13 protein-coding genes and 1 pseudogene are annotated in these 17,334 nt (G+C 67.0%); 4 read left to right on the top strand and 10 right to left on the bottom strand.

The window, feature by feature from the left end:
- Positions 1-51: 51 nt before the first annotated feature.
- From ACXAEK_RS22670 to ACXAEK_RS22660, 3 genes are read right to left on the bottom strand one after another with little or no spacing between them, the layout of a single operon-like run.
- Positions 52-1,233 carry a hypothetical protein gene (locus tag ACXAEK_RS22670; RefSeq protein ID WP_475045581.1) on the bottom strand — a complete coding sequence of 394 codons (1,182 nt, stop codon included), beginning with the start codon at positions 1,231-1,233 and terminating at the stop codon, positions 52-54.
- Positions 1,234-1,286: 53 nt separating this feature from the next.
- A complete protein-coding gene (locus ACXAEK_RS22665; RefSeq protein ID WP_475045580.1) occupies positions 1,287-1,940 on the bottom strand; it encodes an ABC transporter ATP-binding protein in 654 nt (217 codons plus the stop codon).
- 1 nt (position 1,941) lies between these two features.
- Positions 1,942-3,408, bottom strand: coding sequence for a KpsE/RkpR family capsule polysaccharide export protein (locus tag ACXAEK_RS22660; protein ID WP_475045579.1), 1,467 nt, complete (start codon positions 3,406-3,408; stop codon positions 1,942-1,944).
- Positions 3,409-3,579: 171 nt separating this feature from the next.
- Between ACXAEK_RS22660 and ACXAEK_RS22655 the strand changes: the two genes are divergently transcribed.
- Entirely contained in the window at positions 3,580-4,362 is a 783-nt protein-coding gene (locus ACXAEK_RS22655; protein ID WP_475045577.1) for an ABC transporter permease, read from the top strand.
- Positions 4,363-4,408: 46 nt separating this feature from the next.
- Here the strand turns inward: ACXAEK_RS22655 and ACXAEK_RS22650 are convergent, their stop codons facing one another.
- Complete coding sequence (locus ACXAEK_RS22650) at positions 4,409-5,545, bottom strand: glycosyltransferase (RefSeq protein WP_475045576.1); 1,137 nt, start codon at positions 5,543-5,545, stop codon at positions 4,409-4,411.
- A 148-nt stretch (positions 5,546-5,693) separates the two neighbouring features.
- Here ACXAEK_RS22650 and ACXAEK_RS22645 point away from each other — a divergent pair, with 148 nt between their 5' ends.
- Positions 5,694-6,695 carry an NAD-dependent epimerase/dehydratase family protein gene (locus ACXAEK_RS22645; protein WP_475045575.1) on the top strand — a complete coding sequence of 334 codons (1,002 nt, stop codon included), beginning with the start codon at positions 5,694-5,696 and terminating at the stop codon, positions 6,693-6,695.
- Between the two features lie 286 nt (positions 6,696-6,981).
- Positions 6,982-8,310 (top strand): UDP-glucose dehydrogenase family protein, encoded by a 1,329-nt coding sequence (locus ACXAEK_RS22640; RefSeq protein WP_475045573.1) that lies wholly within the window; start codon positions 6,982-6,984, stop codon positions 8,308-8,310.
- A 126-nt stretch (positions 8,311-8,436) separates the two neighbouring features.
- Here the strand turns inward: ACXAEK_RS22640 and ACXAEK_RS22635 are convergent, their stop codons facing one another.
- Both ACXAEK_RS22635 and ACXAEK_RS22630 read right to left on the bottom strand, forming a co-directional pair.
- Positions 8,437-9,612: a ParB/RepB/Spo0J family partition protein gene (locus tag ACXAEK_RS22635; RefSeq protein WP_475045571.1), complete on the bottom strand. Its 1,176-nt coding sequence runs from the start codon at positions 9,610-9,612 to the stop codon at positions 8,437-8,439.
- A gap of 65 nt (positions 9,613-9,677) precedes the next feature.
- The gene (locus tag ACXAEK_RS22630) at positions 9,678-11,087 is read right to left on the bottom strand and encodes an AAA family ATPase (protein ID WP_475045570.1); all 1,410 of its coding nucleotides are present in this window, start codon (positions 11,085-11,087) and stop codon (positions 9,678-9,680) included.
- Between the two features lie 486 nt (positions 11,088-11,573).
- On the opposite strand from ACXAEK_RS22630, the gene ACXAEK_RS22625 reads away from it, so the two are divergent.
- Positions 11,574-12,593, top strand: coding sequence for a replication initiator protein A (locus ACXAEK_RS22625; protein WP_475045569.1), 1,020 nt, complete (start codon positions 11,574-11,576; stop codon positions 12,591-12,593).
- Between the two features lie 362 nt (positions 12,594-12,955).
- Here the strand turns inward: ACXAEK_RS22625 and ACXAEK_RS22620 are convergent, their stop codons facing one another.
- The 4 genes and pseudogenes from ACXAEK_RS22620 to ACXAEK_RS22605 all read right to left on the bottom strand — a co-directional run.
- Positions 12,956-13,177 (bottom strand): hypothetical protein, encoded by a 222-nt coding sequence (locus tag ACXAEK_RS22620; protein WP_475045567.1) that lies wholly within the window; start codon positions 13,175-13,177, stop codon positions 12,956-12,958.
- Positions 13,178-13,429: 252 nt separating this feature from the next.
- Positions 13,430-14,839, bottom strand: coding sequence for an HlyD family type I secretion periplasmic adaptor subunit (locus tag ACXAEK_RS22615; protein WP_475045566.1), 1,410 nt, complete (start codon positions 14,837-14,839; stop codon positions 13,430-13,432).
- Complete coding sequence (locus ACXAEK_RS22610; RefSeq protein ID WP_475045565.1) at positions 14,836-16,665, bottom strand: type I secretion system permease/ATPase; 1,830 nt, start codon at positions 16,663-16,665, stop codon at positions 14,836-14,838. Before ACXAEK_RS22610 ends, ACXAEK_RS22615 begins: the two co-directional genes overlap by 4 nt.
- Positions 16,666-16,820: 155 nt before the next feature.
- A pseudogene (locus ACXAEK_RS22605) lies at positions 16,821-17,334 on the bottom strand (calcium-binding protein); the annotation flags it as partial.

Here is a 17,334-nt window from a genome sequence, read left to right as displayed (position 1 = left end):
TCAGGCTGAAAATCTGCCAAACCAGCGGTGTGGAATCAATGGGTTCTGGCCCTAGGCCGCAGCGGCGGGAATCTGCAGCTGCTGCAAAAACTGCCGCGCCGCCGCATCCGGCAGCCCGGACAGATCCCGCTGCTGCTGCGCCAGCGCCGCCGCCGTGGCCGCCGCCAGCGGATGCGGCCGCACCGCCGCCGCCGCCTCCAGGCCGGCAAAGAACGGGCGGCGGCCGGACAGCTCCCCCAGTGCGGCATGCACCGGGCGGAACCGCTCCAGCAGCTCCCGGCGCAGCCCGGCGCCGTAAACCTCCACATCCGCAGCCGGCGGCAGGCCGTGCGCCGCGCCGCTGCGCTGCAGGAACTGCCGCAGCGCCGCGGCCGGCTCCGGCGCCAGCGCCCGGTTGCCCAGGCGGGCCAGTTCCGCCAGCGCCGGATGCAGGCTGGCATTGGCCTGGAACCGGCGGATCAGCCCGCGCGGGAACCGCAGCCCTGAGACGGCGGTGAAATCCGCCACCGTGCCGCCGGCCGCCTTCACCTCTTCATAGGGGCGCAGCACCAGCTCTGCCTCCGGCAGCACCGCCCGCCAGCCCGCCAGCGCCTGCCGGTAGTCGAAATGCACCGTGTCCCAATAGTCCTGCAGGCCGCCCTCTGCCAGCGGCAGCAGCCGGGCGCCGAACCGCAGCCGCTGCATGTGCCAGGCCGCCAGATAGCTGTCGATCTGCCGGAACACGGTGATGATCCGGACCTCGGCGCCGGGAAACAGATCCGCAATGCGCCGGATCATCTCCTGCTGGCCCAGGCCCATATTGGCAAAGACCTCCGACGCCAGAATCACCGCCTGCGGCTGCAGCGCCGCCACCTGCGCCGCCACCGCCTGCAGCATCTGGCGCGAATGCGGCAGCCCGCGGTGGTAGTCCGGCAGCTTCCATTTGCGGCTGCCCTCGCTCAGCAGTTTGAACGCCAGCGCATTATGCGGCTCTGTCACATTGGCAGGCCAGCTGGCGCGCCCCAGCGCGCGCGCCGCCTGCAGCCCGGCCCCCCGCAGCCCCAGGCCGCGCATCAGCCGCTGCCCCGGCCGGTTCCACGCCAGCGCCGCCTGCAGGTCCTGCGCCAGCCCCGCAGGCGCGGTGCTGGGATAGAGGATGCCCTGCTCCAGCAGCGCCATGCGGTTGTGCAGCAAAAATTTCTGCAGCGATGTCGAGCCCACCTTGTGATGCCCGGTAAACAGAATGACCTTCATCGCGCCTCGCCCTGGATCAGCCTAATAAACAGTCCCTAACAAGGGAAAATATCCTATGCCAGCATCGCCTCATGCACCGCGATCGCCTCTTCCAGATCGTCGTAATAGCGCATCTTGCCATGTTCCAGCACCAGGCCCGCATCGCAGAACTCACGCACCTGGCTCATCGAGTGATTGACCATGATGGCGCTGGAATGCTGCATCCGCTCGGCAAAGACGGCGCGGCTCTTGCGCTTGAAGGCCTTGTCGCCCACCGCGGTCACCTCATCGACCAGATAGGTGTCAAAGCGGATCCCCATTGAGGCGCCGAAGGTCAGCCGCGAGCGCATGCCGCTGGAATAGCTGCGCATCGGCATGTGGTAGAATTTGCCCAGCTCGGCAAACTCCCCGACAAAAGCCACCAGCTCATCGGTGTCCACCCCGTAGATGCGGGCGATGAAACGGACGTTCTCGGCGCCGCTCAGCTCGCGGTGGAAGGAGCCGCCCAGCCCCACCGGCCAGGACATGGTGCCGTCGCTGACCACCCGGCCGTGATCGGGGCGCATGATGCCGGCAATGATCTGCAAAAGCGTCGACTTGCCGGCCCCGTTGCGGCCCAGCAGCGCCAGCGACTTGCCGTCCGGCAGGGTGAGGTTCAGGTTGTCGATCACCACCTTGCGCTCCCCCTTGAGCCAGAAGCTCTTGGTCAGGTTCTCGAGCCGGATCATGTCAGCTGCGGTCGCGGATCGAGTAATAGATCAGCGCCGAAATCGCCCAGATCAGCACCAGGAACAGCGCCGTCAGCGCGCTCAGCACCGCGCGGCGCGGGTATTCCGGCTCCTCGGCCAGCGTCGGCTTGATATAGGTGGCCAGGTACAGGCTCTGGCGGGCGGCGTCATCGCGTGCCGTCTCCAGCGCAGTCAGCGCCGCGCGGTAGGTTTCCTCGGCATATTCCCGGTCCACCGTCAGCCGCTCGAACTCAGAGATCAGCGACGGGTAATCCTCGCCCACCGCGCCGGTGTCGGTGTTGCTGGAGGCAAAGGTCTGGCGCTCGATGTTGATGCGCTCGCGGATCACTTCGATCTGCTGGCGCGCCTGTTTCAGGCGCACATCGCCCGGGCTGACGGTGCCCGCCAGCAGGTCGTATTCGATCAGCGCCGCGGCCAGCTGCTGCTGCAGGTTGTTCATCACCCCCATGCGGCCCTGGATATCGGCCTCCGGGTCGACGATGCGGGTGCGGGTGCGGAACCGGGTCAGATCCTCGCGCGCCTGTTTCAGCCGCTCCACCGCCTCCATCAGGTCGGTCTCGGCATAGCGCATCGCATCGGCGCGGGCCTGTTCGTTCAGCACGTTGATGCGGGTCTGGCTTTCCTCGACGATGGCCCGGGTCACCGCCTGCGCCATCTGCGGATCGAACCCGACCGCCTGCACTTCGATCAGCCCGGAGCCGCTGTCATAGGAAATCCGGGCAATCCGCTGCCAGTACCAGACCAGCTCCTCCAGCGTGGCCTCCGGCCAGATCGAGAACACCCAGTCCGTTGGCCAGTGCTGGCTGTAGTGGCTGCGCAGATCCAGCCGCGCCTCCACCGCCGCCGCCATTTCCTGGCTCTGGATGAACTCATAGAGGATATCGCTGTCTGAGGCGGTGCTGCTGCCGGCAAAGCTGGCCAGCCCGCCCAGAAGGTCATTGGCGCCGGAACTGTCCTGGCTGCGCACCGTGAAGCCGGCGGTGGAGGCATATTGATCCTCGGCCACGGCAAACAGGTAGAACACCGCGGCCGCCAGCGGCGCCAGCACCATCAGCGCAAAGCTGGCGATCAGCCCCCAATGGCGCTTCTTCATCCGCGCCGGACGGGCCACCGGATAGGCCGGGGCCTGCGCGCGGGCGGCCTCCAGCTCGGCCAGGGCGGCCTTGGCGCGGCTGCGCCATTTGCGCAGCTTGCGGCGTTTTTTGCCGCCCGGGCCCTCCTCTGCCCCGCCGTCTTTGCCCCTGCCGTCTTTGCCCCTGCCGCGGGGGCCGCGGGCGCCGGGCAGCTGTTCCACATTGCCCGCCTCGGCGGCGGGCAGCTCCGGCTGGCCGGCCTCTGCGGCGGCGCCGGTCTCCGGCTCTGCCGGAGCGGTTGCGCCAGACTGTTTGCGGCCAGTACGGAATTGCGCCGCGGACTTGCGCCGCGCCGCCGGACGTTCCTGTTTCATAATCTGCTTACCCCGGCCTGCAGCCGTTTGTAATTGCCTCGTCTTTCTTCCATAGTATCGCCTGCGACGCATCCATTCACAACCATACAATCACCGCATTCCCTCATGGCCAGCTCCTCTCCTGCTGCTTCCGCAGCTCCGGCCGCCCCGGCCGCCCTTCCCGCCGCCCAGATGCCCCGGACCCGCCGCCGCCGCTTTGCTGCGGCGCGCACCATCGGCGCCCTGATTCTGCGCGAGATGTCGACCCGTTACGGGCGCACGCCGGGCGGTTATCTCTGGGCGGTGCTGGAGCCGCTGGCCGCCGTTCTCTTCCTGGCGGCCGGGTTTTCGCTGGTGATCCGCACCCCGCCGCTGGGCACCAGCTTCCTGCTGTTTTATGCCACCGGCTACCTGGTGTTCAGTCTCTATCAAAGCATTTCCGGCGCCACCGCCCGGGCCATCAGCTATTCCAAGCCGCTGCTGAAATTCCCCGCCGTCACCTGGATGGACGCGGTGCTGGCCCGGTTCCTGCTGAACAGCCTGACCGGCATCCTGATCACCCTGCTGCTGGTCGGCGGGGTGCTGCTGGCCGCCGACAGCCGGGCGGTGCTGGACCTGCCGGCGGCGGTGCTGGCGATGGGGCTGGCGATGGGGCTGAGCCTCGGGGTCGGCACTCTGAACTGCGTGCTGATGGGGCTGTATCCCCTATGGGACGTGGCCTGGTCGATCATCACCCGGCCGCTGTTCCTGGCCTCCGGCGTTCTCTACATCTACGAGGACCTGCCGCCGCTGGCCCAGGATATCCTGTGGTACAACCCGCTGCTCCACATCACCGGGCTGATGCGCACCGGCTTCTACCCCACCTACAGCGCCTCTTATGCCAGCAGCGCCTTTGTGCTGGGCGTCAGCCTGTCCCTGCTGGCGCTGGGGCTGGTGCTGATGGGCCGCTTCCACCGCGATATCCTGAACCGCTGAGCCGCCCTGCCCCTGCCTTGCCCGCCTGCCTGGCCCGCCTGCCGGATCAGCCTTCGCCGCTCAGCTCCAGCACCCGCGCATGGCTCACCTTGGTGCGCCGCAGCAGCCCGTCGCGCACCGCATAGGCCATCAGCCGCAGGAACAGCCGGCGGCTGCCGCCGTGCTGGCGCGCCTTCATCAGCCATTTCGGCAGCACCACGCAGAGCACCGGCCAGAACAGCCAGCCCGCCGCCATCCGGTAGAGCAGCAGCAGGTTGCGGTGGTAATAATAGGCCTTCCACAGGGGCACGAAGCGGCCGCGCTGCGCCGCATCCGCCTTTTGCGTGCCCGCCGCCTTGCCCTGGCCCGCGTTGCCCTGGCCCGCCTTGCCCTGGAAGGTCGACAGGTCGTGTTCGAACCGCACCGAGGGTTCAAAACCGATCCGCCCGCCCGCTTTGGTCAGCCCCAGCGTATACAGCCCGTCATCGCCATAGATGAACAGCTCCGGGTCCGGATAGCCGATGCGCTGCACCGCCTGCGCCGAAATGAAGAAGCCGACAAAGGAGGTGACATCAATCTGCATCCCCGCGCCGTTGTAATCGGAGGGCTGCACGTGAAAGCCCGATCTGCCGCCGCCCAGCAGGGTGCGCAGGAATTCGCGGGCGTGCCAGAACGGGTTGCGCGAGGGGCGGTTCATCTCGCAGATGCGGCCGTCCGGGAAATAGACCGCCGCCGCCACCGCATCCCAGCCGCGCGCCCCCGCCTGCCCTTCGGCGCGATGGCACGGCAGGGCGTGAAACGCCGCCAGCCCGCCCGCTGCGGGCCGCCCGTCGTCATCCATCACCGCCAGCCAGTCCGGGGCGTGATGCTCCATCGCCCGGCGCATGCCCATCTCGAACCCGCCGGCCCCGCCGCGGTTGGTTTCGCTCAGGCAGACATCCAGCCGGGGGTCGTCCTGGGCCGCCAGCCAGGCCGCGGTGCCGTCGCTGGAGGCATTGTCGGCCACCACCAGCGCCGCCAGCTCATGGGCCGGGCTCTGCAGCAGGCGCGCCACCGTCGCTTTCAGCTTGTCCAGCCGGTTGTGGGTGACCACCACCGCCACCAGCCGGCCTGCCCCCCGTTCAGCCGCCCGTTCAGACCCCTGCCCGGCTCCGGTCTCTGCCGGTTCTGCCGCAGCTGTGCCGATTGCCTGTGCTTTATTCACCCGGGGGCTCCTTGCCTGTCTGAGGGAATTTGATGCCGCATGTGCGGCCCCGAAAGCTCATAAATCCCCGGCCCTGTCAAATCCTTTACCGCCGCCGCCCGGCCGCAAAGCGTTTGACAGACCGGCAGGAAGCCGCCACCTAAAGGGGATGCAGACAGCTCTTATCACCGGCTCGGCCGGCTTTATCGGATATCACCTGGCAGCCCGGCTGCTGGCGGCAGGTTGGCGGGTCATCGGGCTGGACTGCCTGTCGCCCTATTACGACGTCGCCCTGAAGGAGCGCCGCCACGGGATGCTGGCGCAGACCCCGGGCTTCACCCCCGTCATTGGCAGGCTGGAGGATCCGGGCCGCCTGATGGGCCTGTTTGAGGACCACCAGCCGGATGCGGTGATCCACCTGGCCGCCCAGGCCGGGGTGCGCCATTCGATCGACGCCCCGCGCGACTATCTGGAGGCCAATCTGATCGGCGTCTTCGAGCTGCTGGAAGCCGCCCGCGCCCATCCGCCCGCGCATCTTTTGATGGCCTCGACCTCCTCGGCCTATGGCGCCAACACCGAGATGCCGTTTGAGGAGCGCCAGCAGGCCGACCATCAGATGTCCTTTTACGCGGCCACCAAAAAGGCCAATGAGGCGATGGCGCATTCCTATGCCCATCTTTACGGGCTGCCCACCACCATGTTCCGCTTCTTCACCGTCTACGGCCCCTGGGGCCGGCCCGACATGGCGCTGTTCAAATTCACCAGGGCGATGCTGGCGGGGGAGCCGATCGACGTCTACAACCACGGGCAAATGAGCCGCGACTTCACCTATATCGATGATCTGGTTTCCGGCATCACCGGGCTGATCGAGGCGGTGCCGGGCGCGGAACCGGTCTGCGAACAGGACAGTCTCAGCCCGGTGGCGCCGTTCCGGGTGGTCAATATCGGCGCCAGCAAGCCGACCCCGCTGATGGACTATATCGCCGCGCTTGAGGACGCCCTGGGGATCAAGGCGCAGAAGACCATGATGGAGATGCAGGCCGGCGACGTGCCCGCCACCTGGGCCGATACCCGCCTGCTGAGCGCGCTGACCGGCTATCAGCCCGGGGTGAGCGTCGCTGAGGGCGTCGCCCGCTTTGCCGCCTGGTACCGGGAATATTACAGCATCTGAGCCCGGGGCCGGCCCAGGGCTTTGGGTGTTTGAAACCACAAAGACGCGGCAGGGCAGGCAGGCTCTGCCGCGTTTTCTTTGTCCAAACCCGCCTCCCCAAATAGGTCCGCTTCGGACCAAATGTTTCGCGCGCGAAACATTTGGTCCGGACCGGACCTATCTTCCGCCTTCTCAGCCGGCTCTTAAAAAAACCGGTTTCCGCCCTGTCCGGGCGCGTATATTCTTCTAACTCATTACAACGGCTGCCCCAAAGCAGCCGGAAGGGGATTGGGGAAAGGGCATTCTCATGCGCATTGCGATGATTGGCACCGGCTATGTCGGACTGGTGTCAGGCGTTTGTTTTTCGGATTTCGGCCATGACGTGATTTGCGTCGACAAGGACGCGGGCAAGATTGCCCGGTTGCAGGGCGGCGAAGTGCCGATCTATGAGCCGGGCCTTGATCAGCTGATGGAGAAGAACGTGGCCGCCGGGCGGCTCAGCTTCACCTCTGACCTGGCGCAGGCGGTGGAAGGGGCGGATGCGGTGTTCATCGCCGTCGGCACCCCGACCCGGCGCGGCGACGGCCATGCGGATCTGACCTATGTGATGGCCGCGGCGGAAGAAATCGCCGGGGCGCTGACCGGATATGCGGTGGTGGTGACCAAATCCACCGTGCCGGTGGGCACCAACCGGCAGGTGAAACAGGTGATTGCCAAGGCCAATCCCGACGCCCGGTTCGATGTCGCCTCCAACCCGGAGTTCCTGCGCGAAGGCGCCGCGATCGAGGATTTCATGAAGCCCGACCGGGTGGTGGTCGGCGTCCAGAACGAGCGCGCCGCAGAGGTGATGGCAGAGATCTACCGCCCCCTTTACCTGCGCGACTTCCCGATCCTGACCACCGATCTGGAATTGGCCGAGATGATCAAATACGCCGCCAATGCGTTCCTGGCCGCCAAGATCACCTTCATCAACGAGGTGGCGGGCCTGTGCGAGCGGGTCGGCGCCGACGTCAAGGAAGTGTCCCGCGGCATCGGCTTTGACGGGCGCATCGGCAACAAGTTCCTGCACGCAGGGCCCGGCTATGGCGGCTCGTGTTTTCCCAAGGACACCGCAGCGCTGGCGCGGATCGGCCAGGACCATGCCTTTCCGATGCGGATCACCGAGACGGTGATGCGGGTCAATGACGAGGTGAAGGCGCGGATGGTCGAAAAGCTGCGCGATGCCTGCGGCGGGTCGTTCAACGGCAAGACCGTCGCGGTGCTGGGCGTCACCTTCAAACCCAACACCGATGACATGCGCGATGCGCCTTCGCTCACCATCGTGCCCGCCCTGGTCGGCGGCGGCGCCCGGGTGCGGGTGGTGGACCCGCAGGGCCGCGCCGAAGGCGAGGCGCTGCTGCCCGGGGTAAAATGGGAGGAGGACCCCTATAAGGCGGCGCAGAACGCCGACCTGGTGGTGCTGCTCACGGAATGGAATGAATTCCGCGCCCTGGACCTGAAGAAGCTGGCCCGCAAGATGGAGGTGCCGCGGATGGCGGACCTGCGCAATATCTACTCGCCCAAGGCCGCCAAACGGGCCGGGTTTGAGACCTATGTGGCGGTGGGCCGGGGCCAGATGAACGGTGCCGCCAAATAGGTCCGGTTCGGACCAAATGTTTCGCGCGCGAAACATTTGGTCAACCGTACTGACCTAATATCAGGCTCTAACAAGGCAAAAAGAAGGGCGCGGAAACCGCGCCCTTTTTCGTTCTCCAGGCTCTGATCAGAGCTTTTTCAGCCAGGCCTCCAGCTCCTTCACCAGCGCGGCGCTGACCGCCTCGCCGCTGATTTCGATCTTCTTCTCACTGGGGGTATAGGCCAGCCGCACGCCTTTGGGCGCGGGCAGGTTGATCCGCTCGCCCGGCATGGCGGCGTCCCAGTCGCCGGCGCCGCGCACCCGCGGGGCGCTGACCAGCGGCGGAACCGGGGGCAGCTTGGGCGGCGCAGGCAACGGCGGGGCAGGGGGGAGAGTGCCGCTTTCGGCTGCCAGCTTTGCGAGGGACGGCGGGGGCGGGGGAAAATCAGACTCTAACTTAGGTTTTTTTTCAGGCTGCGCCTCTGTCAGGCGGGTCAGTACCGCCAGTTCTGCCTCCGGGCTGGAGCGGTCTGCGGCTTGCAGCATCTGTTTCGCGCGCTCCGCAAAGCCCTCATCCGCCTCGATCTCCCGCACCAGCGCCAGGCCCAGCTTCTCGCTGATGGCAGTGGGGTAGAACAGCACCGCATCCAGCGCCTCCACCAGGGTGACAAAGCTGCCGATCTTGGAGCGCTTGGCGCGGGTGGCATTGCCGAACAGCGCCTGCAGCGCGTATTTGCGGCGGGTGAAGACGCCCTCCTTATAAGCGCGCACCGCGATCCGGGCACGCTCGTAATGGGACAGGTTCACCCGGATCTCGTTTTCCTCGACCATCGCCACATAAGCACCCTCGGCGCTGTCCGGGTGGATCACCAGCGCCTTGATCGTGGCGAATTGCGGGTCTGAAGTCTCGGCGTAGAGCCTGCGCAAGGCGGTCAGGCGGCGCCAGCCGGAAATCAGCCCATGGGTGCGGCCGCCAAATGTATCCTCCAGCGGCACCACCTCTGCCGGGGTCTGCTGGCCGCGGGCGCGGATCGAGTCCATGAGCGATTGCAGCTCTTCCTCGTCCTGCTCGATCCGGTCGCGCACCAGGTGGTTTTCGTCGACCTGCGCCAGCGGCAGCTCTTCGATCATCAGCCCCTTGGCGCGGGCGGTTTCCAGAACCCCGGACAGCTCCTGCAGCGCCGCCTGGGCGGAGGCATCGGAGGCCACCTGGGCAATCGGCGCCGCCCCCACCGAAGAGGCGCTGCCAAGGGGGGGTTTGCCGGCGGGTGCGGCCGTCAGGTAATCCGTCTGCGCCGGGGAAAGCCGTTTGCGTTTTGCCATATCCTGTCCTGACCTGTCTGTCTGTCTCCGCGCAGGCATACTGCCGGAAATTCCTTGTTAGGGCCTTAGCCCGCCGCGCGCTGTTCCGCCGCGTCCTGCAACACCTCGCGGTGCCAGACGCCGATCAAGAGCTTCTTGAAGGCGGCATAGGTCTCGTCAAAGGTCTCGCGGCCGCGCGCATAGGTCTCGCGGTTGAAGTCGCGGTAGTCGGCCTCGTAGATGCCGCTCACCTGCTCGCCGGCCTGGCCGATCAGCGCCGTGTAATCCTGTTTGTGGGGGCTGAGCACCCGGCCCATATAGGCCTGCATCAGGGCGGCCAGCTCACCCTGCTGGGCGCTGTCATAGCGGGTGATCACCGTGCGCACCGCATCCCATTCAAACGCCAGCCCGGGCCGGCCCAGGGCACGCGCGGCCAGGTTCTCGCCCTCCTCGATGCTGGCAAAGGTGGAATGCAGCATGTCGAAGAAACGGCCCGTCGAGTTGAACTCCAGAAATGACGCGCCCATCGGCACCAGCAGGATATCGGCCGCCGACAACCCGTTGATGGTCAGGTAGCCAAGCGCCGGCGGCGTGTCGATGAAGATCACGTCATACTGGTCCAGCACCCCGTCCGCCTCCAGCCGCTCGGTCAGCGCATCCCACAGCTTCCAGCTGCGCGCCGCCATCCGCCAGACCGGGATCTGGAACTCCGCCCAGTAGAGGTTCAGCTGGGCGCCGATGAGGTCGATGTTGGGCCAGTGGGTGTTTTGGATCACGTCCCTGGCGGTCATCTCCATCGCTGCATCCAGCGCCTCGTCCAGCGGCTGCGGGGCGTCGCCGCGGTCGAGGCGGCGCTGGTTCTCCAGCCGCAGATGCTCGCCGTAGTGGCGCGCCAGCAGCGGGAAGGCGGTCTGCCATTCATCCTCCACCCTTCCGCCGAAGATCGAGGTCATCGAGCCCTGGCTGTCCAGATCGATCACCAGCACCCTGTAGCCGTCGAGCGCCGCCGACATCGCCAGATGCGCCGCGGTGGAGGTCTTGCCCACCCCGCCCTTGAAGTTCGCCACCGCGACCATTTTCGCAGGCAGCCCTTCGGGGCGGTAGGGGATGTATTCCTTGGCCTTGGAGCCTTGCGCGCCGAAGAAGGCGCGCAGCCGCAGCACCTCATCCAGGGTGAACCACTTGGCGCCGCCCTCGGTCTCGGAGCGGCCCTGGGGCAGATCGGGGTTGGCTTTCAGCACCCGGCGGAAATGGGCCTGGGCGACGGGGATCAGATAGCGGGTGATCTCCCAGGTGGAGAACAGGCGCAGCTCCTTGCGGCCTTCCTCGTTCATGCCGCGGCTGGCAAGGTCGGCGCGGCCTTGCGCGCAGGCGGCGGCAATCTCGGCAAAACCGGCGGTGCTGGCGGGGGTGTCCAGCTCTGCCAAAGCCGCCTCCGGATCAATGCTGAAATAGGGGGGGAGGCTGCTGCCCGCCTTGTGGATATCTCGCGCCATGAGGATCTGCCTGCTGTCCTTGGGCCATTGCGGCCCTGCCCGTGTGAAATGCTGTTCTGTCTGCTCTGCAGTACCAATGTGCTGCCTTTTTGCCAGAATACCACAAAACACGGCACATGGAAGAGGAATGCGCATCCCTTCTGATTTTTCTAAGCAAATTCAAGGGTTGCGGCAGGCGGGCAGGGGGGCTGCTGAGGGCGGTGAAAAAAATCTGCCTAGTTAATTATGAGTTATTTATTAGTTAGGGGGAAAGCAGCCGGTGTTCAAAGCCCTTTTTTCATTGGCGATCAGGCAGGATTTCGGCATCCAGGTGACTCTGAAACCCCGTTGAAATGACTCCGAACCCCCGATCAGACGATTCCGAACCCCCGTTGCGGCAGGGTGTGGATAACCCTAGGGTGAGTGTAATCAAAACCACGATAAAACAAGTCGCGGGACCGGGGCAGAAGATCCCAGGCCGCGGCTGAGCAGACGGCGGACAGGCAGATGGCGGCAGAGCTGGCGGCGGGAGCGATTCCGCCAGAGGGGCAGGGGGATTTCTTCCTCTGCGATATCTTCGGGGCGATCCCCAAGAACGATCTGGCGTCGATGGAGCATCCGCTGTTCTCGCTGGCGACACGGCCGGACCGGCGCATTCTGAACTACCAGCACAATGGTGCCGAGATCACCGTGACCCCCAGCGTCAAGGGGCTGGCGACGATCCATGACAAGGACATCCTGATCTTTTGCATCAGCCAGCTGATGGCGGCGCTGAATGCCGGCCGCCAGGTCAGCCGCACCCTGCATCTGAAGGCGCATGATCTGCTGATCGCCACCAACCGCGAGACCTCCGGCGATGCCTACCGGCGCCTGCGCGAGGCGTTTGAGCGGCTGGCGGGCACCCGCATCACCACCAATATCGTGACCGGCGGCCCGGGGTTTGAACAGGAGGTCACCACCGGTTTCGGATTGATCGAGAAATGGGAAATCGTGCGCAAGGCCCGCGGCGGCAAGATGGTCAATGTGGCGGTGACGCTCAGCGACTGGCTGTACCGGGCGGTGCTGTCGAAATCGGTGCTGACGCTCAGCCGCGATTACTTCCGGCTCAGGAAACCGCTGGAGCGGCGGATCTACGAGCTGGCGCGCAAGCATTGCGGGCGGCAGAACAGCTGGCAGGTCTCGGTGGAAACCCTCTTGAAGAAATCGGGCTCTGCCTCGCCCCGCCGGGTGTTCCGCAAGATGCTGCGCGACATGATCGCCGCGCAGCCGCTGCCGGACTACGCGCTGGAGGAGCTGGAGGGCGACCTGATCCGCTTCAGCCAGAAATCCGCCGTTGCCGAGGCGGTGCTGAACGCGCCCAGCCTGAAGCCGCAGACGCTGGAGCAGGCGCGGGCGCTGATCCCGGGCTCGGACGCCTATGCGCTGGAGGCGGAGTGGCGCGCCATGTGGCTGCGCTCCGGCAGCCCGCGGCTGCGTGCTCCGGATGCGGCGTTCCTGGGCTGGGTCAGGAAACGCGCCGCAGAATAGCCCGCGGCGGCGCCCCGGCAGGCCGGGGGATTTGAGTATTTAAGACCAGAAAGAAGCGGCAGGGCGGGGGAGGCTCTGCCGCTTTTTTCCGGTTCAAAATACTTCCGCCGGAGGTATCCTCAGAAGGTCAGCATTGTTGACCAAATGTTTCGCGCGCGAAACATTTGGTCCGGACCGGACCTATTTTGCGCCGGTGCGGGATCTGCGGGGACTGTCTGTGCGGGAGGGCATTCCCCGGCGCGGGCCCCCGTTCAGGAGGGGGGAGGTGAGGGCCGCTGCCGGGGGCTGCATCGGGCGGGCAGCGCAGCACGGGGGAGGGGCTGCACTGCCGGCCGGGGCGGAGACCCTGCGGGGGGCGGGGATCAGCCGAAATAAGGCTTGGCGCTGTAGTAAGGCAGGTCCGGGCGGCGGATCATCTGTTCCTGGCGGTCGAAGAAATATTCGATGGCGCGGCTGACGCCGGCGGCGGCCAGCGGGTAGAGCAGGACCAGGGCCAGCAGCGGCGCCAGGGTGAAGACGAAGCTGCTGGCGGCGATGGCGGTCAGGGCGGTTGCGGCGCCGGTGAGAGTGCTGATCAGGGCCATGTCATGTGTCCTTGGAAAGAGTTCCGTTGCTGACCTCTTTCTAACATGGGCTGCGGGCCTGCGCTGCTGCACCAAAGGATAGGCGGAGGGTGCTGAGGGCTATGCCCGGCGGTCCAAGGGTCAGGGGTTCTGCCCGGCCGGAGGGGGCGGGCGGGGCAAAACAGCAGGCCCGCCTCAGCCTGGCGGCTGACGCGGGCCGGGACAGGCGCGGCCCTCCCCCCAGGGCCGCAGCCTTGCTGAGCGCGGCTCCCCCTAGCCGCTGCCTTCCTTCAGGGCCTGGGACATGCTGGAGAGCACCGGGCTGATCAGATAGTCGGCCAGGCTCTGGCGGCCGGTCTCGATCATCGCCTGGGCCGGCATGCCGGGCAGGGCCTTGACATTGGGCAGGGCGGCGAGCTCTGCCTCATTGATGCGGATATGCACCGGGTAATAGGACTGGCCGGTGGTCCGGTCGGTGCTGCTGCCGGCCGCCACCATCACCACCTCGCCCTGGACCGGCGGGGTGGAGCGGAAGCTGTAGGCGGTCAATTGCACCCGGGCCTGGCTGCCTGGCGAGACCTCGTCGATATCCTCCACCGCGACCCGGGTTTCCAGCAGCAGGCCCGCATCCTCGGGCATCAGCTCCAGCAGGGTCTGGCCGGGTTCCACCACCTGGCCCAGGGTGTTGATCATCAGCCCCACCACCCGGCCATCGCGCGGCGCCCGGATGGTCTGGCGCTCAGCCACGTCCCTGGTGGCGTCCAGCCGCTGGCGCAGGTCCAGGATCTGCTCCTGCACCTGCTGGCTTTCGGCAGCGATCCGCGCCGCCCGGTCGCGCCCGGCCTGCAGGCGGCGCTCCTCCATCTCGCCGATCCGCTCCAGCACATTGCCGCGGTCGCTTTCCAGCGCCCCCAGCGTGCCCAGAAGGCCGCTCTGCTGCATCTGCCGCTGGCTGATGCGGGTCTTGGGCACCAGGCCCTTTTCGAACAATCCGGTGAGATCAGCCAGCTCCGCCTGCACCAGCGCCAGCTGCTCCTCGGTGGCTTTGATGCGGGCATCGCGCCCTTTCAGCTGGTCCTGCAGCTGGGCAATGCGGCCGGCGGTGATATCCATCTGGCCCTGGTACAGCGCCCGGTTCGAGGTCAGCAGATCCTGCTGCACCGCCACCAGCTGGCTGAGCTCTGGCGTGCGGGCGGTGAGCGCGGCCAGCTCGGCCCCCGGCTGCAGGCCGGGCGTGTCCCGGCGTTCCGCCTGCAGCCGCGCCTGCTGCGCCAGCAGGCTGGCCAGCTGGCCGTTCAGGATCGCCGTCTGCGCCTGGATGCGGCGGCCGTCGAGCCGGGCAATCACATCGCCCTTGGCAACCCGCGCGCCCTCGGCGGCGTTCAGCTCGCGCAGGATGCCGCCCTCCAGATGCTGCACCGCCAGCCGGTCGCCGGCCACGTTGAAGGCGCCCGGCGCCACCACCGCGCTGGTGAGTTCCGCCCGGGTCGACCAGAACACCAGCCCGCCGAACAGGCCGAAGCCGCAGACAACCATCCACAGCACCAGCTGGCGCACCCGGGTCGGCGGGCGCTGCGGCAGCACCACCTGCTGGCTGTCGCCGGCGGGCATCAGGTCGCGGAAGCCGCTGCCGGCGCTGGCGCCAGGGGCCGGGCTGCGGGTCTCAGGGTCCACCAGGCTCATGCGCGTGCTCCTTTATCCTGGGTCCGGAGGGCGGGGCCCTCCGGGGTCTTTCCCGGGCCGTCCCCCGTATTTCCTGCGGTGTCCCCGGCCGTGCCCTCTGCGGTGCTGCGGTGGCGGAAGGGGGCGATCTTGGGGTCGTCCTGGGCCTGGGCGGCCTGGGCCCGGGCCAGCGGCTGCGCCGCCGCCTCGATCACCTGGCGGGCTTCGCCGAAGCGGGCGATGCGGCCGTCCTGCAGCAGCGCCGCATGGCTCACGCGGCGCAACAGGCTGATCCGGTGGGTCACCGCCACCACCGCGGCGCCGCGGGCGCAGGCGGCCTCGATGGCCCGGGCCAGCGCCTCTTCGCCCTCGGGGTCGAGATTGGCATTGGGCTCATCCAGGATGATCAGTTTGCGGTTGCCGAAGAAGGCGCGCGCCAGGCCGATGCGCTGGCGCTGGCCTGCCGACAGGAACTCGCCGCGCGGGCCCGCTTCGGCGTTATAGCCGCCGGGCAGCGCCAGGATCATCTCATGCACCTGCGCCAGCTTGGCCGCCGCCACCACATCCGAGGGCTTGGCGTCCGGGTCCATCAGGGCGATGTTTTCCGCCACCGTGCCCTGGAACAGCTCGACCCGCTGCGGCAGGAAGCCGATATGCTGGCCGATCTGCGCCGGGTCCCAGTCGCTGAGCGCGGCATCGTCGATGCGGATATGGCCGCGCACCAGGGGCTGCAGGCCCGCCAGCGCATGGGCCAATGTGGTCTTGCCCGCGCCCGAGGGGCCGATGAGGCCCAGCGACTGGCCCGGCTTCAGCTGCAGATTGACATCCAGCAGCAGCGGCTCCGGCCGCCCCGGCAGCACCACGGTGGCGTTTTCCACCGACAGCCGGCCTTCGGGCTCGGGCAGGGTCAGCCGCTCCGGCGCGGCGCCGAGATGGGCCAGGAACATGTTCAGCCGCCCATGGGCGCCGCGCGCGTTCAGAAAGCCGCGCCAGCCGGCAATCGACTGTTCCACCGGTGCGGCGGCACGGCCCAGCAGGATCGAGGAGGCAATCATCAGCCCCGGCGTCAGCTGGTTGCTGATCACCAGCACCACGCCGACCCCCAGCACCGCGATCTGCAGCCCCATGCGCACCGCCTTGGCCAGCGAGGTCATCAGCGCCACCCGGTCGGTGGCCAATGTGTTGAACACCAGGGCGGAAAACGCCTTGAGCTGCCAGCGCGCGATCAGCGGGCCGGTCTTGCCCATGGCGTGGATCAGCCCGGCGTTGGTCATCATCTCGGCCACTGCGGTATTGGTTTCGGAGGCTTGCCTGGTGGCCTCCTCCAGCGGTTTTCGGGCCATCATCTCGCTGAGCAGCCCCAGCGTGAACAAGAGCGCGATGCCCGCCAGCGCCACCATCCCCAGGATCGGGCTGAACAGGAAGATCAGCAGCAGGAACACCACCGACCAGGGCGCGTCCAGCAGTGCCAGGAACACCGGGCTGGTGACAAAGCCGCGCAGGTCCTGGATGTCGCGGACGGGTTCGGCCGTGCGCAGCGCGGGCGGCAGGCGGCCGCTGATCATACCGTCCAGCACCACCGGGCTGAGCCGCGCCTCAAGCCGGGATCCGAGCCGCGCCACCAGGCGCTGGCGGATCATGTCAAACAGAAAAAAGAACACCAGCGCGATGCACGCGCCGGTGGTCAGAGCAATCAATGTGGGAATGCTGCCCGAGGCCATGACCCGGGCAAACAGTTGCAGCATGTAGAGCGGCGCTGTCAGGACAAGGAGGTTTACAAAAATGCTTGCCGTGAAAATGGCGGCAAGCACGCCCCGCTGACCATCAAATACCCGTCTTACCTTCATTGTCGTAGCCCCCCGGCTGCACGAAATTGAAGTTATAAAATCTGGAGAACAGCGCCCTGGTCCAAGGATGCAATCCTTGGCCGGGGACCAAATCGCTGTCCTGAACCAGGGCTGGACGGGCCCGGGGAAATCCCCAGGCCCGCCGTTCCGGTGGCTCAGATGACCGCGTGACCCCAAATGTTGTCGTAGCTGTCGTCAAAGCCGGTGTCGGAGGCCAGCACCCGGATCGCCTCGTAAGAGCCGGCATCACCGGTGGTCACCGCATTGATGCCCACGCCGCCGATCGGGATCGCGTCCTGCCCCAGCGAGGTGAACGGCGCCTCGCGGCCGGTCAGGCCGAGGATGTTCACCGTGGCGCCGCCGGCGCTGATGCTGGTGTCGGTGCCATTGTCGGTGACGGTGGCGCCGCCGCCGTCCAAGGCGCCGAAGGCATCCTGTGCCGAGGTGCCCAGGCCGCCGCCCACATTGGTGACACGGAACAGCAGCACATCGTGGTCCTGGTCAATGTCGAAGTCGTGGATGGTGTCGGTGCCGTCGGTGGAGGCAAAGCTGGCGCCGTCCCAGGTCAGGTCGATGATGAAGACATCCTTGCCGTCATTGCCGTAGAGGTCGTCATCGCCCTCGCCGCCTTTCAGGAAGTCATTGCCATCGCCGCCGGAGAGCGTGTCA

This window comes from Leisingera sp. ABM4_101 (assembly GCF_056158725.1).
Note: the sequence above shows the minus strand (reverse complement) of the source record. Positions and strands in the feature narration are given on the sequence as shown.